Annotated in this window: 13 protein-coding genes and 1 pseudogene; 3 read left to right on the top strand and 11 right to left on the bottom strand. The window is 64.2% G+C overall.

Annotated features, from left to right (window positions below; genetic code table 11):
• From GXB81_RS22180 to GXB81_RS22190, 3 genes are all read right to left on the bottom strand, one after another.
• Positions 1-931, bottom strand: a 931-nt coding sequence (locus tag GXB81_RS22180) for an Ldh family oxidoreductase (protein WP_205990329.1), incomplete at its 3' end; no start/stop codon positions are given.
• A 2-nt stretch (positions 932-933) separates the two neighbouring features.
• Complete coding sequence (locus GXB81_RS22185; protein ID WP_167285533.1) at positions 934-1,986, bottom strand: membrane dipeptidase; 1,053 nt, start codon at positions 1,984-1,986, stop codon at positions 934-936.
• On the bottom strand, positions 1,983-3,425 hold the full coding sequence (locus tag GXB81_RS22190; protein WP_345891014.1) for an aldehyde dehydrogenase family protein: 1,443 nt from the start codon (positions 3,423-3,425) through the stop codon (positions 1,983-1,985). Before GXB81_RS22190 ends, GXB81_RS22185 begins: the two co-directional genes overlap by 4 nt.
• A gap of 115 nt (positions 3,426-3,540) precedes the next feature.
• On the opposite strand from GXB81_RS22190, the gene GXB81_RS22195 reads away from it, so the two are divergent.
• Positions 3,541-4,434 (top strand): LysR family transcriptional regulator, encoded by an 894-nt coding sequence (locus tag GXB81_RS22195; RefSeq protein WP_167039903.1) that lies wholly within the window; start codon positions 3,541-3,543, stop codon positions 4,432-4,434.
• A gap of 80 nt (positions 4,435-4,514) precedes the next feature.
• Here GXB81_RS22195 and GXB81_RS22200 read toward each other — a convergent pair whose 3' ends face one another.
• From GXB81_RS22200 to GXB81_RS22210, 3 genes are all read right to left on the bottom strand, one after another.
• Positions 4,515-5,861, bottom strand: a complete 1,347-nt coding sequence (locus GXB81_RS22200; RefSeq protein WP_205990330.1) for an adenylosuccinate lyase family protein — start codon at positions 5,859-5,861, stop codon at positions 4,515-4,517.
• Positions 5,862-5,933: 72 nt separating this feature from the next.
• Entirely contained in the window at positions 5,934-7,100 is a 1,167-nt protein-coding gene (locus GXB81_RS22205; RefSeq protein WP_167039952.1) for an enolase C-terminal domain-like protein, read from the bottom strand.
• A gap of 24 nt (positions 7,101-7,124) precedes the next feature.
• A complete protein-coding gene (locus GXB81_RS22210; protein WP_167039901.1) occupies positions 7,125-8,471 on the bottom strand; it encodes a cation:dicarboxylase symporter family transporter in 1,347 nt (448 codons plus the stop codon).
• Between the two features lie 240 nt (positions 8,472-8,711).
• Here GXB81_RS22210 and GXB81_RS22215 point away from each other — a divergent pair, with 240 nt between their 5' ends.
• Positions 8,712-9,437: a GntR family transcriptional regulator gene (locus GXB81_RS22215; protein WP_167039900.1), complete on the top strand. Its 726-nt coding sequence runs from the start codon at positions 8,712-8,714 to the stop codon at positions 9,435-9,437.
• A 102-nt stretch (positions 9,438-9,539) separates the two neighbouring features.
• On the opposite strand, the pseudogene GXB81_RS22220 reads toward GXB81_RS22215, so the two are convergent.
• From GXB81_RS22220 to GXB81_RS22235, 4 genes and pseudogenes are all read right to left on the bottom strand, one after another.
• Positions 9,540-10,301 (bottom strand): annotated as a pseudogene (locus GXB81_RS22220) (MFS transporter); the annotation flags it as partial.
• A gap of 181 nt (positions 10,302-10,482) precedes the next feature.
• The gene (locus tag GXB81_RS22225; RefSeq protein WP_205990332.1) at positions 10,483-10,887 is read right to left on the bottom strand and encodes a hypothetical protein; all 405 of its coding nucleotides are present in this window, start codon (positions 10,885-10,887) and stop codon (positions 10,483-10,485) included.
• On the bottom strand, positions 10,872-11,669 hold the full coding sequence (locus GXB81_RS22230) for a hypothetical protein (protein ID WP_205990333.1): 798 nt from the start codon (positions 11,667-11,669) through the stop codon (positions 10,872-10,874). Before GXB81_RS22230 ends, GXB81_RS22225 begins: the two co-directional genes overlap by 16 nt.
• A gap of 2 nt (positions 11,670-11,671) precedes the next feature.
• Positions 11,672-12,265: a hypothetical protein gene (locus GXB81_RS22235; protein ID WP_167039896.1), complete on the bottom strand. Its 594-nt coding sequence runs from the start codon at positions 12,263-12,265 to the stop codon at positions 11,672-11,674.
• A 311-nt stretch (positions 12,266-12,576) separates the two neighbouring features.
• Between GXB81_RS22235 and GXB81_RS22240 the strand changes: the two genes are divergently transcribed.
• A complete protein-coding gene (locus GXB81_RS22240) occupies positions 12,577-13,212 on the top strand; it encodes an NAD(P)-dependent oxidoreductase (protein ID WP_346777813.1) in 636 nt (211 codons plus the stop codon).
• Between the two features lie 26 nt (positions 13,213-13,238).
• On the opposite strand, the gene GXB81_RS22245 is transcribed toward GXB81_RS22240, so the two are convergent.
• Entirely contained in the window at positions 13,239-14,039 is an 801-nt protein-coding gene (locus GXB81_RS22245) for an IclR family transcriptional regulator (protein ID WP_167039895.1), read from the bottom strand.
• Positions 14,040-14,143: the final 104 nt, after the last annotated feature.

Here is a 14,143-nt window from a genome sequence, read left to right on the forward strand (position 1 = left end):
CGCGCCGGCGGCTGCCCGGCAGGCGCGCGCCCGCGGCCGACGCGAACGCTTCCATCACGACCTTCAGCCTCGCATCGAACGTGCCACCCGAGGTGGCCGCCGGATCGAGCGCGATAAAGAACTGTCCCGTGCGCGGCGGCCCGCCCACCGGGCCCGAGAACGGCGACGCGGCAATCCCGGGCGTCGCACCGGCGAGGCACGCGGCAAACATCTCGACCATCAGCGCATTGCTGACGCCCTTGTAGCCGCCGGCCGGCGCCATCGAGCCGCCGTCGAGCGCGGCGTCCGCGCTATTGGTGGGACGGCCTTCGCGATCGAGCGCCCAGCCGTCCGGCAAGGGCCGCTTGTCGCGCCGGTGGCGAACCACCTCGCTCTTGGCGACCGTCGACGAACTCTGGTCGATCACGAAATGCACGCCGCCCTCGCCGTCGGGCACCGCCAGCGACCACGGATTGGTGCCGAGCACGGGCGTCGCGCTGCCCCACGGCGCGATCGACGCGGGCGCGTTGGTAAAGCCGAGCGCCACCACGCCTTGCCGCGCAAGCGTTTCCGTGTGATAGGCGAGCACGCCGCAGTTGTACGAGTTCGCCACCGCCATCACGGCGGCGCCGAGCTGCTTTGCAAGCGGCACCAGTTGGGCAAAGCCGAGCCCGATTGCCGGATGCGCGAAGCCGGCGTCCGCGTCGACCCGCACCACGCTGCCGTGCGCCTGCACGGTGGGCACGGCGGCCGGGTTGACCTTGCCGCAGCGCAAGTGCTCGCAGTAGACCGGCAGGTAAGCGAGGCCGTGCGAGGCGATGCCGTCCGCCTCGGCGGCGGCCACCGACACCGCCAGCGCGCTCGCCTGGTCCTGCGAGGCGCCCGCGTTCAGCAGCGCGCGCCGCGCGATAGATTCGATCTCGGCCACCGGCAGTGCGATCCCCGTCGTCATGCTCATGCTCCGTTGGCATCGCCGAACGGCGATACGTCGTCGTCACCACCGCTCGGCGCGGGACCGCCCTCGCTCAATGCCTGATGCAGAAAGCGATGCCAGTTCAGGCCGAGGATGCCGTCGATTTCCGCGGCGCTGAAACCGACACGCTCCAGGCCGCCGCTCACCAGCCCGAAATCGAGATTCGAGCGGAACCACTCGGGTTGCGGCGGGAAGCCCGCCGCGATGCCGTCGTCGGGTTCGGGATGCTTCCAGCGTCCCTCGCGCATCCAGCCGAGCACGCGCGGCGGCTGCTCCTGGCACAGATCGGAGCCGATGCCGATATGCTCGACGCCGATGCGCTCCGCGAGTCCGGCCACCATCCGCGCGAATTCGTCGAGCGTGGTCTGCGAGCCGTGGATCATGTGGCCGGGGTACAGCGACAGCCCGAGCAGGCCGCCGGATTGTCCGAGCGCGTCGAGCACCGCGTCCGATACGTTGCGCTGCGTATTGCGCCAGGTGTAGGGATTGCCGTGGCTCACGACGACCGGGCGCGCCGAATACTCGATCGCGTCGAGCATCGAGCGCTCGGCCGCATGCGACATATCGACGATCATGCCGAGCCGGTTCATCTCGCGCACGACCTCGCGCCCCATGTTGGTGAGCCCGCTGTCGTTGCGCTCGGTCCAGCCCGTGCACAGCAGCGACTGGTTGTTGTACGCGAGCTGCATGAAGCGGATACCGAGCCGATGCAACACCTCGACGAGGCCGATATTGGCTTCGATCGGCGACGGATTCTGCAGCCCGAACAGAATCGCCGTGCGGCCGCTGTCGATCACCGCGTCCATCTCGGTGCCCGAACCCGCGAAGCCGATCAGGTCGCCGTGCACATGGAAGCGGCGGTTCCATTCGACCAGCAGATCGACGGTGTCGCGAAAGTTCTCGTGATAGGCAACCGTGACGTGCACGGCGGACACGCCGCCGTCGCGCATCTGCTCGAACACCTTGCGGGACCAGCGTGCGAACTGCATCCCGTCGATGACGATCCTCTTCGAAGGCGTGACGGCGCGATTCATTCGGCCTCTCCAGCGTGAATGTACGAAGTCTTGACGGTGGTATAGAACTCGACCGCGTAGCGGCCCTGCTCGCGCGGCCCGTAGCTCGACTGCCGGGTGCCGCCGAACGGCACGTGGTAGTCCGTGCCGGCGGTCGCCAGATTGACCATCACGCAACCGGAGCGCGAACGCTCGCGAAAGGCCGAGGCGCGCGCGAGCGAACGCGTGACGATCCCGGCCGTCAGCCCGAACGGCGTGTCGTTCGCGATATCGACCGCTTCGTCGAAATCGTCGGCGCGAATCACGCAGGTGATCGGCGCGAACATTTCTTCCTGGTTGATCCGCATCGCGTTGTGGGTACGCGCGAACACGGCCGGCTCCATGTAGTAGCCGGGCGTCTCGCGTTCGACGCGCGTGCCGCCGCACAGCCGCGTCGCGCCTTCCTGCGCGGCCAGTTCGACGTAGGCCAGATTCGCTTCGAGCTGCTGCTCGCTGACCACCGGGCCGATCTGCGTGCCCGCTTGCAGCGCATGCCCGACCTTCAGTTCGAGCGTGCGCGCGACCAGCTTTTCGACGAACGCGTCATGCACGCGGTTGTGCACGACGAGCCGCGACGAGGCCGTGCACTTCTGCCCGGTGCCGCCGAACGCGCCGTTCACCGCGAGCGACACGGCGAGGTCCAGATCGGCGTCGTCCATCACGACGAGCGCGTTCTTCGAGCCCATTTCCATCTGCACGCGCGTCAGGTTACGCACGGCCGCCGCCGCCACGCCGCGCCCGACTTCGAGCGAGCCGGTGAAGGTAACCGCCGCCACGCGCGGGTCTTCGACGAGCCGCTGGCCGACCTGGCGGCCGCTGCCCATCACGAGGCTCATGAGCCCCTTCGGAATCGCCTGACGCGCGATGATCTCGGTCAGCGCGACCGCGCTCGCCGGCGTGAGATTCGCCGGCTTCCACACGACCGCATTGCCGAAGGCCAGCGCGGGAGCGATCTTCCAGCTCGCCGTCGCGATCGGGAAATTCCACGGCGACACCACGGCGACGACGCCGATCGGCTCGCGGCGCACGTCGACGTCGACGCCCGCGCGCACCGACGCGACCGCATCGCCCGGCTGGCGCAGCACTTCGCCGGCGAACCAGGTAAAGAACTGGCCGGCGCGATACACCTCGCCCACGCCTTCGGCGCGCGGCTTGCCTTCTTCCCGCGAGAGCAGCTCGCCCAGTTCGCCCGAGCGCGCCATCAGTTCGCGGCCGACCGCGTCCAGCACGTTGGCGCGCGCCTCGAGTCCGGTCGCGGCCCACACCCGCTGCGCCTCACGCGCACTATCGAGCGCGGCATCGAGTTGTGCCGCGCTGGCCTGGGCGTAACGGCCAATCACGTCGTTCGTGTCCGACGGGTTCAGGTTCTCGATGAAGTCCGTGGCACTTTGCCATTCGCCAGCTATGAAGTTAGGTTTGATATCCACTCTTCTCACCAAAAAATGTTTCCGTGACATCTATAAGACGGCATCAATTTGTTTCAGTCAATTCTAATAAACTATACTTTTGTTCAGGTTTTCTGAAACGGAGACGAACGTGCCGAATCTGATGCAGTACCGTGTCCTGGTGGCGGTGGCCGAAACCGGCGGCATTCGCGCGGCGGCGGAGCGGATTCACCGCACGCCGTCGGCGGTGTCGATGACGCTCAAGCAGCTCGAAGACGAAATCGGCGGTGCGCTGTTCGAGGGCGAGCGCAAGACGCGCTTGACGCGCTTCGGGGAGTTCGTGGTGGATCGCGCGCGCGATCTTCTGGAGCACAACAGGCGCGTGGATCGTTCGATCAGTTCTTTTATTCACAATGGCGCGGGCAGCATCGAGATTGCGGTGCTGCCGTCCATTTCGCTGACGTTCCTGCCGCGCGCCTTGCAGATTTTCCGCGCCGAGAAAGATGCCGCGGTCGTGCGCGTGCGCGACCTCGACTCTCAGGCGATTGCCGAGGCCGTGAGCCGTGAAGTCATCGATTGGGGTATTGCGAGTTCGCGCCGCTTGCCGGACATCGACGTCCAGCTGCTGTTTTCCGAGCCGCTATCGCTCGTCGTGCGCGAGGACGACCCGCTCTGCAAGATAGACGGACCGATCCCGTGGGACGCATTGCGCGACCGCTCGTTCGTCGGCAACGGGATTTGCGACGGTATCGATACGCCCGCGTTTCTCTCGATCAACGAGCATCAGATCATGCATGCGCGCAGTGTGATGTCGCTTTTGTCGATCGTGCGGGAAGGCATCGGCATCACCGTGCTGCCGAGCCTGACGCGCATCGGCGGCGTGGGCGGCGTGCGCTTCCTGTCGATCGACGATCCGAAGGCGAGACGCAACGTCTGCCTGCTGTCCCGCTCGGACCGCAACATGTCGCCGGCCGCGCGAAGCTTCGCGCGGGTCTTGCGCGATCTGATCGCGGAACATGCGGGCGAATACGGGCTCGATATATAGCCGCATGTGCCGCATGTGCCGCATGTGCCGCATGTGCCGCATGTGCCGCGCGGGCACGCCGGCCATGCAGGCGGGTCGATCTAGGCTCGCGCCGCGACCGAGCGCGCCATCAGCGCCGCCGCGCCGAGATAGTTGGTCGGGTCCGTCAACGCCTTCAGCTTCGCGTCGTCGAAGCGCTCGCGGATCGATTCGTTGTCCTTGAGTACGTCGTACAGCGTGCGGCCATTTTCGATCGCAACGCGACACGCGTCGTACACCACGTCGTGCGCATGCTGACGCCCGATGGCAGGCGCGAGCCCCATCATGACCGCTTCCGCGACGATCAAACCGCCCGTCAGGTCCAGATTGCGCCGCATGCGCGCGCTGTCGACCTGCAAGCCGCGCAGCATGAAATTCGCCTGGAACAGCGCGCTCGCCGCGAGCAGGAAGCTCTCCGGCACCGCGCTCCATTCGAGATGCCACGGCCCGGTGGCGCGCTCGAAATCGTGCATCGTGCCGTCCAGCATCAGCGCCGCGCGCTCGCGCAGCATCTTCGCCGCCGCGAACATCAGCTCGCTCGAAATCGGATTGCGCTTTTGCGGCATCGTCGAACTGGCGCCGCGGCCAGGCACGAACGGCTCCGCGACTTCGCCGAATTCCGAGGCCGCCATCATCATCACGTCGAGCGCGATCTTGCCGAGCGAGCCGCCGATGCCCGCGAGCACCGAGACGAGTTCGTACAGTCCGTCGCGCGCGACGTGCCAGGTGATCTCGGGATCGCGCAGCCCCAGTTCCTCGGCAAAAAGCCGCCGCGTATCGAGCGCGCGCTCGGGGTCGCCGAGCGACGCGAGCGTGCCCGCCGCGCCGCCGAACTCGACCATCAACGCGCGCGCTTTCATCTGCTGAAGACGCTCGGCATGACGATTGAGCGCCGACAGCCAGACCGCCGCGCGAAACCCGAACGTGACCGGCAGCGCGTGCTGAAGATGCGTGCGGCCCGCCGTCACCGTGTCGGCATGTTTGAGCGCGAGTTCGCGCAACGCCTCACGCACTTCGTCGAGCTGCTTTTCGATCAGCGCGACGCCGCGCGCGCATTGCAGCATCGTCGCGGTGTCCATGATGTCCTGGGTCGTCGCGCCCCAGTGCAGATAACGCCCCGCCTCGCCGCACATCTCGCTCACCTGCTTGACGAGCGGCAGGATCGGATAACCGACGATCTCGGTTTCATGGCGCAGCTTCTCGAGGTCCAGCTTGCCGAAATCGGCCTTCGCCGTGATGTCGCTCGCGGCGTCGCCGGGAATCAGGCCGGCCTTCGCCTGCGCGCGGGCCAGCGCGGTTTCCGCGTCGATGCAGCGGCGCAGATACGCCTCGTCGGAGAACACTTCGCGCATCTCGGGCGTGCCGAACATGTCGCGGAACAATGCCGAATCGAAAACAGTCGTTGCCATGACGGGCTCCTTGAATGCCTTTATTGAGTTCGCGATTTACTGAGCGCTTTACTGCGCGATTGACTTCGCGCTTTACTTCGAAAGACGCGCCAGCCACGGGCGCAGACCGTCCTTCTCTTCGAGGCCGAAGCCCGCCGCGTCGGTCGGGCGCACCAGCCCGCCGCCGATGCCGCAGCCGGCCGGATAACCGCCGAACGGCTGGAACACGCCCGGGTACGCCTCGCAGCCGCCCAACTCCAGGCCGACGGCGATATGCAGGTTGATCAGATGGCCGCCATGCGGATACGCCTGCGCCCGGTCGAAGCCGTGACGCTCGATCAGCTCGATCATGCGCGCGTATTCGGTGAGGCCGTACGCGAGCCCCGCGTCCATCTGGAAGATGTCCTTGCCCGGACGCATGCCGCCGAACAGCGCGAGATTCTTCACGTCCGGCACGGAGAAAAGATTCTCGCCGGTCGCGATACGTCCCGCGTAGGCCTGCGCAACCTGCCGGTTCAGATCGAAGTCGAGCGGATCGCCGATCTCTTCGTACCAGCGCAAGTCATACGGCGCGATGGCTTTCGCGTAGGCGAGCGCCGTCTCCAGATCGAAGCGGCCGTTCGCGTCGACGGCCAGACGCTGGCCTTCGCCCGCGACCGTCAGCGCCGCTTCGATACGGGCGAGATCGGTCTTCAGGTCCGCGCCGCCGATCTTCATCTTGAAGGCATCGAAGCCCATCGCGCGATAGCCGCTGAACTCGTCGGCGAGACGCTGCACGCTATCGTCCGGGTAGTAGTAGCCGCCCGCCGCGTACACGTTCACGCCTTCGCGCTTGCCCGCGCGGCCGTAATGGCGCGCGATCGTCACATAGGCCGGCTCGTCGCGCAGCTTCGCGTTCAGGTCCCATACGGCGAGTTCGAGGGCGCCCGCCGCCGCCGCGCGGTCGCCATGACCGCCCGGCTTTTCGTTGCGCAGCACGGTCTTCAGCACCGCTTCCGGATCGAACAGCTCGCCGCTCGCGTCGAGCAGCGTCTCGGGTGCGGCGGCTTCGAGGCGCGGAATCATGCGCTCGCGCAGGATGCCGCCCTGCGCGAAGCGGCCGATCGAATCGAACGCATAGCCGATCACCGGCTTGCCGTTGCGCACCACATCGGTTTCGAGCGCGACCAGCGACACATCGTGCTCCGCGAAACTCACGAGCGCGTTCGCGACATTGCCTTCGAGCGGAACTGAAATTTCCCTGACGGACGTAATACGCATCATTTTTCCTTTGAGATTCCGAATTCAGATGACCTTGCCGGGCGCGACGCCGAACACGCGCTGATATTCGCCGCGCGCCTTGCTCTCGTCGAACTCGCCGGTGGACTTCGCGATCACGAGCGTGGCGACGCTATTGCCCATCGCGTTGCAGATCGACACCGCCTGCGAGGTGAAGCGGTTGATGCCGAACAGGATCGGCAAGCCTTCGACGGGCAGGATGCCCGACGCGGTGACGGTCGCCGCGAAGACGATGAAGGTGCCGCCCGACACCGTCGCGGCGCCCTTCGACGTGACGAGCATCAGCACGAGCAGGCCGAGCTGCTGATGCAGATCGAGATGCACGCCGTACGCATTCGCGATGAACATCACGCACAGCGACATATACACCGAGGTGCCGTCGAGATTGAACGCGTAGCCCGTGGGCAGCACGAGACCCGTCGACTGGCGCGAGCAGCCGAGCCGTTCGAGCTTTTCGAACAGACGCGGCATCGCGCTTTCCGACGAGGCCGTCGCGAACAGCAGGAAGATCTCGTCCTTGAAGTAACGCAGATAGCGAAAGATATTGAAGCCGTAAATCCGCAGGATGACGCCGAACACCACCACCACGACGAAGGCCAGCGTCAGATACATCACGACGAGCAGATAGCCCAGCTCGATCACCGCATTCATGCCGCTGCTGCCGATCGCAAACGCGATCGAGCCGAATGCGCCGAGCGGCGCGAACTTCATGATGACGTCGACGAACTTGAAGAAGCACTCCGACATGCGCGACAAACCGCCTTCGACGCTTTCGCGCGAGTCCTTGTTCAGCATCAGCAGCGCGGCGCCGAAGCCGATCGAGATCACCAGCACCTGCAGCAGCGAACCGTTCGCGAACGCGCCGACGAAGTTGTCGGGAAACAGCGTGAGCAGGAAGTGTTCGAGCGACATCGGCCCGGCCTTGCCGTATTGCGCATGCACCGCGGCGGCGGCTTCGCTGCTCTGCGTGAGATGCATGCCGAGGCCCACGCCCGACAGATTGGCCACCACCATGCTGATGGCGAGCGCGACGGTCGACACGATCTCGAAGTAGATCAGCGCGCGCAGGCCGATGCGCCCCACGTTCTTCAGATCGCCGGCCGCCGCGATGCCGAGCACGACGTTCAGAAACACCAGCGGCGCGACGATCATCTTGATGAGCCGCAGGAAGATGTCGCCGAGCACCTTCATGTCCACCGCGAGCTTCGGCGCGATAAAGCCGAGCGCGATGCCCGCCACGATACCGACCACGATCTGCACGCCGAGCCGCGCATAGAACGGCGTCTTGCGGCGCGCCTGCGGCGGCTTAGCCTCTAAGTTAGGGTGATTCGCACTCTCGCCATGCACAGCCATGCCCATCTCCTGTCACGACGGCTTTCCAAGGTCTGGACAGCCGCTTAATATGTCCGTACTTTATGAATATGTACGGACTATATTGAGACATGCTGGACGGGTCAACCAGGGGTTTACGCGAACCGACGGGGTTCGCGCCGCCGGTGCCCCGCTTGGCAACGCCGGCGCGCGCGGCTAGCATTAGCCCGCCGCGCCATGCACGCGGCCCAAGGAAAGCAAAGAGGAAGAAGGAAGATTCAGATGAAACCGCGATATGCCGAACTGGCCGAGCAACTCATTCAGGCTATCGGAGATGGCACGTTCGAAGTGGGCTCCGCGCTGCCGAGCGAACTCGATCTGTCGGCGCAATATGGCGTGAGCCGCGCGACCGTGCGTTCGGCGCTGGAACGCGTGCAGGAACTCGGGCTGATTTCGCGCCGCAAGCGCGCGGGCATTCGCGTCGAGGCGAGCAAGCCGCGCGTGGCGTTCGAGCAGTCGCTCTCGAGCGTCGAGGATCTGGTGCAGTTCGCGGTCGTCACCGAGCGCCATGTCCAGTCGGTGATGGAGATTTCGGCGAGCCCGTCGCTCGCGGCGCAGCTCGGTGTCGCCACCGGCTCGCGCTGGCTGCGCACGGAAATGCTGCGCGTCGATCCGACCAAACCGGACCGGCCGATCTGCTGGACCGACGTCTATCTCGAACCGGCGCTCGGCGCGGGCATCCGGCGCGAGCTACGCAAAAGCTCGGGACTGATCTGCGAAATGGTCGAGCAGCGCTTCGGCCGCGTGGTGCGCGAGGTGCGCCAGGAAATTCGCGCGATCGGCGTTCCGGCGCGCGTGGCGAAGCAGCTCGGCGCGACGGCCGACGAGCATGCGCTGGAGATCACGCGCCACTATATCGACGAGCATGGCATCGTTTTCGAGGCCACCGTCAGCGTGTTGCCGGCTGACCGCTTCACTTATGCGCTGCAGTTGCGGCGTCATGACTGAGCCATCGCGCCGGACTCGCTCGCCTTGCGCAGATTGCCCGCCTTCGACCACGCCTTTGCCCACATTAGCCGCGTTGCCCGTCGGCAGGCGGGCTCTGCCGCTTCAGGTCACCTTCAGCGCCACGCCCTCGTCATCCGATGATTTCATCGTCATCGGTTCGACCGGGCCGACAACGAACAGATACGCACCGGCGCCAATCACGCAGAAGGCGCCCGCCGTTACGAGCGGAATCAGGAACGAGCCGTGGGTGAGCGTCAGCATCACGCCGGTGAACGTCGAGGTGAGAATCCCCGCGACGTTCGAAGCCGTGTTCTGAATCGCGCTGATCGTCGCGACATGGCGCGGCGTGGGCGCGACATCGCCCGGCAGCGACCAGGCGTTGGCGGACACGAAGGACAGGCTCACATAGGTCACCGAAAAGAGCACGATCGCGAGCAAGGGGCTTTGCGCGAAGGCGCATAGCACGATGCATGACGACAGCAGCATGCCGCCGACGAGGCAGGTCTTGCGCGCGGCGGTCATGCTCCAGCCGCGCCGGAACAGCGCATCGGACGTGGCTCCGCCGATCCGGCCGCCTGGAATCGCGCACAGCGCCGGAATCATGCCGAGTGTGCCGAGCTGCGCGAGCGAGAAGCCGCGCGCTTCCATCAGATAGCTCGGAAACCACGTGATGAAGAAGTACTTCACGAAGTTCATGCAGAAGAAGCCGAGCATCATGCCGAGCACCGTGCGATGCGAAAGCAGCGCGCCCCATCGCACCGGCTTCGCAGGCTCGTCATGACGAAGGGCATCGCCGCGTGCAGGGACCCTTTCAGGTGCCTTCTCATAGGCCCTCTCGGGTGCCTTCTCAGGTGCCCGATGCATGCCGGGCGCGCCGGCGCTGCGTGCGCGCGTCGATCGGTCGAGCGTACCGGTACGGGATCGAAACTGGCACGCATCCGACACGGAGCTATGTCGACGCCCATCGCGCGGCGCTCGACTGGATACAAGAGCATGCGAAAGAGCAGCGGGGATGAAAAGCCTCGCCGAAGCGAGGTCGAACTCATTACGGCTGCGTGGGCTTTTCTGCTATATGCCGCTTTGCGCGGATTCGGATAATTGCATCCTCGACATCGGACCAAAACTCACGGCAGCGGATGCGGTAGCAAATTACGTTGGCATCATAGCGCGCCCGATATATCAAGGAGCTTTCCCGCTTTGATAGATTGCGTTTTATTTCATCCACAACCCACTCAGTATCGAAAGTAAGCCAGGCGGGGGGCACTGGCGTTAGGACATTAGGCCCGCAAACCGGCGCAACCTCTCTGAAAAAAATATCTTTCAATTCTTCAATCGGAAATTGCGCGATCTTTTCAGCCCAATAGTCATAGTCAATTTCATTGTCCACGAAAAACTCCGACATTACCTGCCATACGTTTTCCCGGTCAGTGTCAGCTATCGAATTCTCCATGCCTGAAATTCCTTCACTTCGTCCAGGTAGCCGTCATACGCTATATCCGTGACCGTAGCCGCTGCCGTCGAGCCGATGATAAGAACCGCGATTGCGCAAAACGGCGCACCCGGCCCGCATATAGACCCAACGGCCATACTTGCCAATGCGGCACCTGTCATACCGCCTTCAAGGATTGTTCCCTGTCGCGCCGTCTCCGTAACCTTGTCATCTGCTCCTGCGATGGCCCACACGGCAAGGGCATCCGTTACGAGTAGCCCAACCTTTCCCGCTGTTCGCATCCGCGCCGTCTTCGCGTTGACCTTCGCGTTGCTTCGCCCTGCCGCCTCAATAGCTGCATAGTAAGCCTGGTCCTTTTCTTCGCTCGTCAAGCTGCGAAATGGCTTTGAGAAAAGCCGATTTGCGTAACGATCCAGAATGGCCTCATAGCTGATACCTTGGCCTTTCATGCCCTGCGCACGGGCTAGACCCCATGCCGAAGTTACCTTCCGGGTTTCTTCCATGATCTGATTACGCATTGTGTTGCAGAACTCCGCACCTTCTGCAACCGTCATACGCCCGGAATTTACTTCATCCTGAACCATTTCACTCATTCTTTTAACGCCTGCATCATAACGCGTGCGGACGTTAGCGTCGCTAATCGCTGAACTGGAAAAGTAGAACCCGGCTGCTTCCAAGGCATGGCGAGTGTCCTTAAGAATATCGGTTTGCAACGAATGCTCTTGTTTCGTCTGAAACGGCCCGCTGCGAACAATAGACGGATTAGCTTGAACCTCTGACATACTTACCTCGCGATTGCTGAGGGAATTGATTCTGTTACAGACCCGGACGCGCCCGCGCTGTCGCGCGGCAATAGTTTGATGCGGGTGCAAGCATTTCCATTGTCGGCACGCTCGAATCGAACAACGTTGCTTGCGTCAAATGTCCCGTACTCACTCGACCCGTCCGCGAAATGCGCTACGCAACGCAGCCCATCGAAGTTTCCCAACTCAGTTAAAGTGAAACTGATCCAGTGATTGACGGCGGCCGCAGGCGCGATTGGCCCTCTAGTCGTGTCTTCGTCGCCCCGGTCGGTAATTCTCCAGCTTGTGCCATAGATCGCGATGATTCTCGGACGGTTGGCGCATTTGCAAAGGACGATATCGCCGCCGACCGCTTGACGCCGCCCGCCGTTCACGTTGTCAATCAGGCGATGCCGGTCGCTTACGCCTGCCCCGTAAGTGATTTGGCCGAAGCTGTCGCAAGCGGGACAATATGCCTTGTCGCCGATGAAAGCGAGGCGACGGCGCTTGCCGTCTTCGCGCGTATCGATACGCTGCTGAGAGAGGCCGGAATCGTGATCGAGGAAGCGCAGGAACAGGCCGCCCGATACACGCATCGCTCTAGCTATCACGGAATATGTCTCGCGTAGCGGGACTGACATCGCAACACGGAGGCGCGGCCTCGATACGCGCCGTGCCGGCCTGCGCCCTCGAGAACGCACGGCATTTTCGGAACTTCGCACCCACGGAGACACGGTATGAAACGCGTTTTGATCACGGGCTCGGCCGCTCAGATCGGCAAGGTTTTGCGCGCCGGCCTGCAAGGACGATATCGCCTGCGCCTCGCTGACATCGCGCCGCAAGCCGCCGCCGGTGCCGCGAGGAAGTCGTCACGACAGACATCACCGAACTCGACTCGCTGCTGCCGCTGATGGACGGCATCGATACGGTCGTCCACCTCGCGGGCATCCCGGACGAAAGCACGTGGGAAAAAATCCGCGACATGAATATCGACGGTTGCTACAACGTATTCGAGGCGGCCCGGCGCGCGGGCGTGAAGCGCGTCGTGTTCGCGAGTTCCAATCACGCGGTCGGTTTCCACCGCCGCGACCGCCTGATCGACGACACGGTCGCGCCGCGTCCGGACAGCCGCTACGGCGTGTCGAAAGTGTTCGGCAAGGCGCTCGGGCGCCTCTATGCGGACAAGTACGGCCTGTCGGTCGCGTGCATGCGCATAGGCTCGTTTCGCCCCGATGACGAGCCTGCCGCGCCGCGCCATCTATCCACCTGGATCAGCCATCGCGACATGGTGCAGCTTGCGCAACGTTGCATCGATGCGCCCGACTATCACTTCGTGGTCGTATATGGGGTATCCGGCAATGCGCGCAATCGCTGGAGCAACGCCAACGTGCACCTGCTCGGCTACGCACCCGAGGACGACGCGGAGCGGCACGCGGCACGGATTGCCGCGAACGGCGCGTCAGAGGACGCAACGGAAGCGCTATTTCACGGCGGCTTCGGCTGTCGGGTGGAATTCGCCGGCGACGCCTCGCGCATCGACTGAGCGAAGCCGCAACACGCTCGCGTACGCTAGGCCGACGCGAGCCGTTCTGTCTGCCGCTTGAAGACCGGCGACACGCTGCTGTTGCGGCCGAGCTCGTCCGCGGCCAGTTGCAACGCGGCGCCCAGTTCTTCCATGCGCGCCTCGGTCAGCCGCGTCATCGGCCCGGCGATGATGAGCGTGCCGAGAATCTCGCCGCGCGGATCGCGCACGCAGGTCGCCATCGAATTCATCGCGGGCAGGAAGACGTTGGTCGTGATCGCGAAGCCGCGTTTCTTCGCCGCCTTGACGTGAGTCAGCACAGCCTTGATCGTGGTCGGCGCCGCGGGCCCGAAATTGGCGGGATTGGGCAAGCCCTGCTTGCCGAGCAGGCGGATCGCATCGTCTTCCGACTTCGTCGCGAGCCATGCATAGCCCGCCGCGCTGCACCAGATACGCACGGGCGCGCCCATCTCCGGGTCATAGCGCAGGCCTTGCGTCGCGCCCTGCGCCTTGGCGACGTAGACGAGCTGATCTTCGTCCAGCAGCGCGAGGCGAACCAGTTCGCCGCTCTGCGCCGCGAGGCGCTCCAGCGTGGGCTGCGCAATGTCCGTGATGCCGCCCGCGCTGAGAAAGCGCAGACCGAGCGACACCACCTGCATCGTCAGCGTGAATTCATCGTGCCGCTCGTCCCGGCGCACGTAGCCTTCTTCCATGAGATCGGCGAGCAGGCGATGAGTGGCCGATAGCGGCGCATTCGCGGCAACCGACAACTCCGACAGCGTGCGGCCGGCCGGATAAAGGGAAAGCTCTTCAAGGATGCGGAAGGTCCGCTCGATGATGGCGCTCACGACGAATCCTCTCCTCAATGGTCAAGCGGATAAAAGCGTACGAAATAGTATGTCGAAGTTCTTTCCAAATTGGAATAGCCTTACAGGAAAGCGCTGCACACTTT

Source organism: Paraburkholderia sp. Ac-20336 (assembly GCF_017105025.1).
Classification (GTDB): Bacteria; Pseudomonadota; Gammaproteobacteria; order Burkholderiales; family Burkholderiaceae; genus Paraburkholderia.

Excerpts from the sequence above, each read along its gene's own strand:
- GXB81_RS22225 (WP_205990332.1), bottom strand. The coding sequence starts at position 10,887 with ATGGAGAATTCGATAGCTGACACTGACCGGGAAAACGTATGGCAGGTA.
- GXB81_RS22235 (WP_167039896.1), bottom strand. The coding sequence starts at position 12,265 with ATGCGTGTATCGGGCGGCCTGTTCCTGCGCTTCCTCGATCACGATTCC.
- GXB81_RS22230 (WP_205990333.1), bottom strand. The coding sequence starts at position 11,669 with ATGTCAGAGGTTCAAGCTAATCCGTCTATTGTTCGCAGCGGGCCGTTT.
- GXB81_RS22210 (WP_167039901.1), bottom strand. The coding sequence starts at position 8,471 with ATGGCTGTGCATGGCGAGAGTGCGAATCACCCTAACTTAGAGGCTAAG.
- GXB81_RS22205 (WP_167039952.1), bottom strand. The coding sequence starts at position 7,100 with ATGCGTATTACGTCCGTCAGGGAAATTTCAGTTCCGCTCGAAGGCAAT.
- GXB81_RS22185 (WP_167285533.1), bottom strand. The coding sequence starts at position 1,986 with ATGAATCGCGCCGTCACGCCTTCGAAGAGGATCGTCATCGACGGGATG.
- GXB81_RS22200 (WP_205990330.1), bottom strand. The coding sequence starts at position 5,861 with ATGGCAACGACTGTTTTCGATTCGGCATTGTTCCGCGACATGTTCGGC.
- GXB81_RS22215 (WP_167039900.1), top strand. The coding sequence starts at position 8,712 with ATGAAACCGCGATATGCCGAACTGGCCGAGCAACTCATTCAGGCTATC.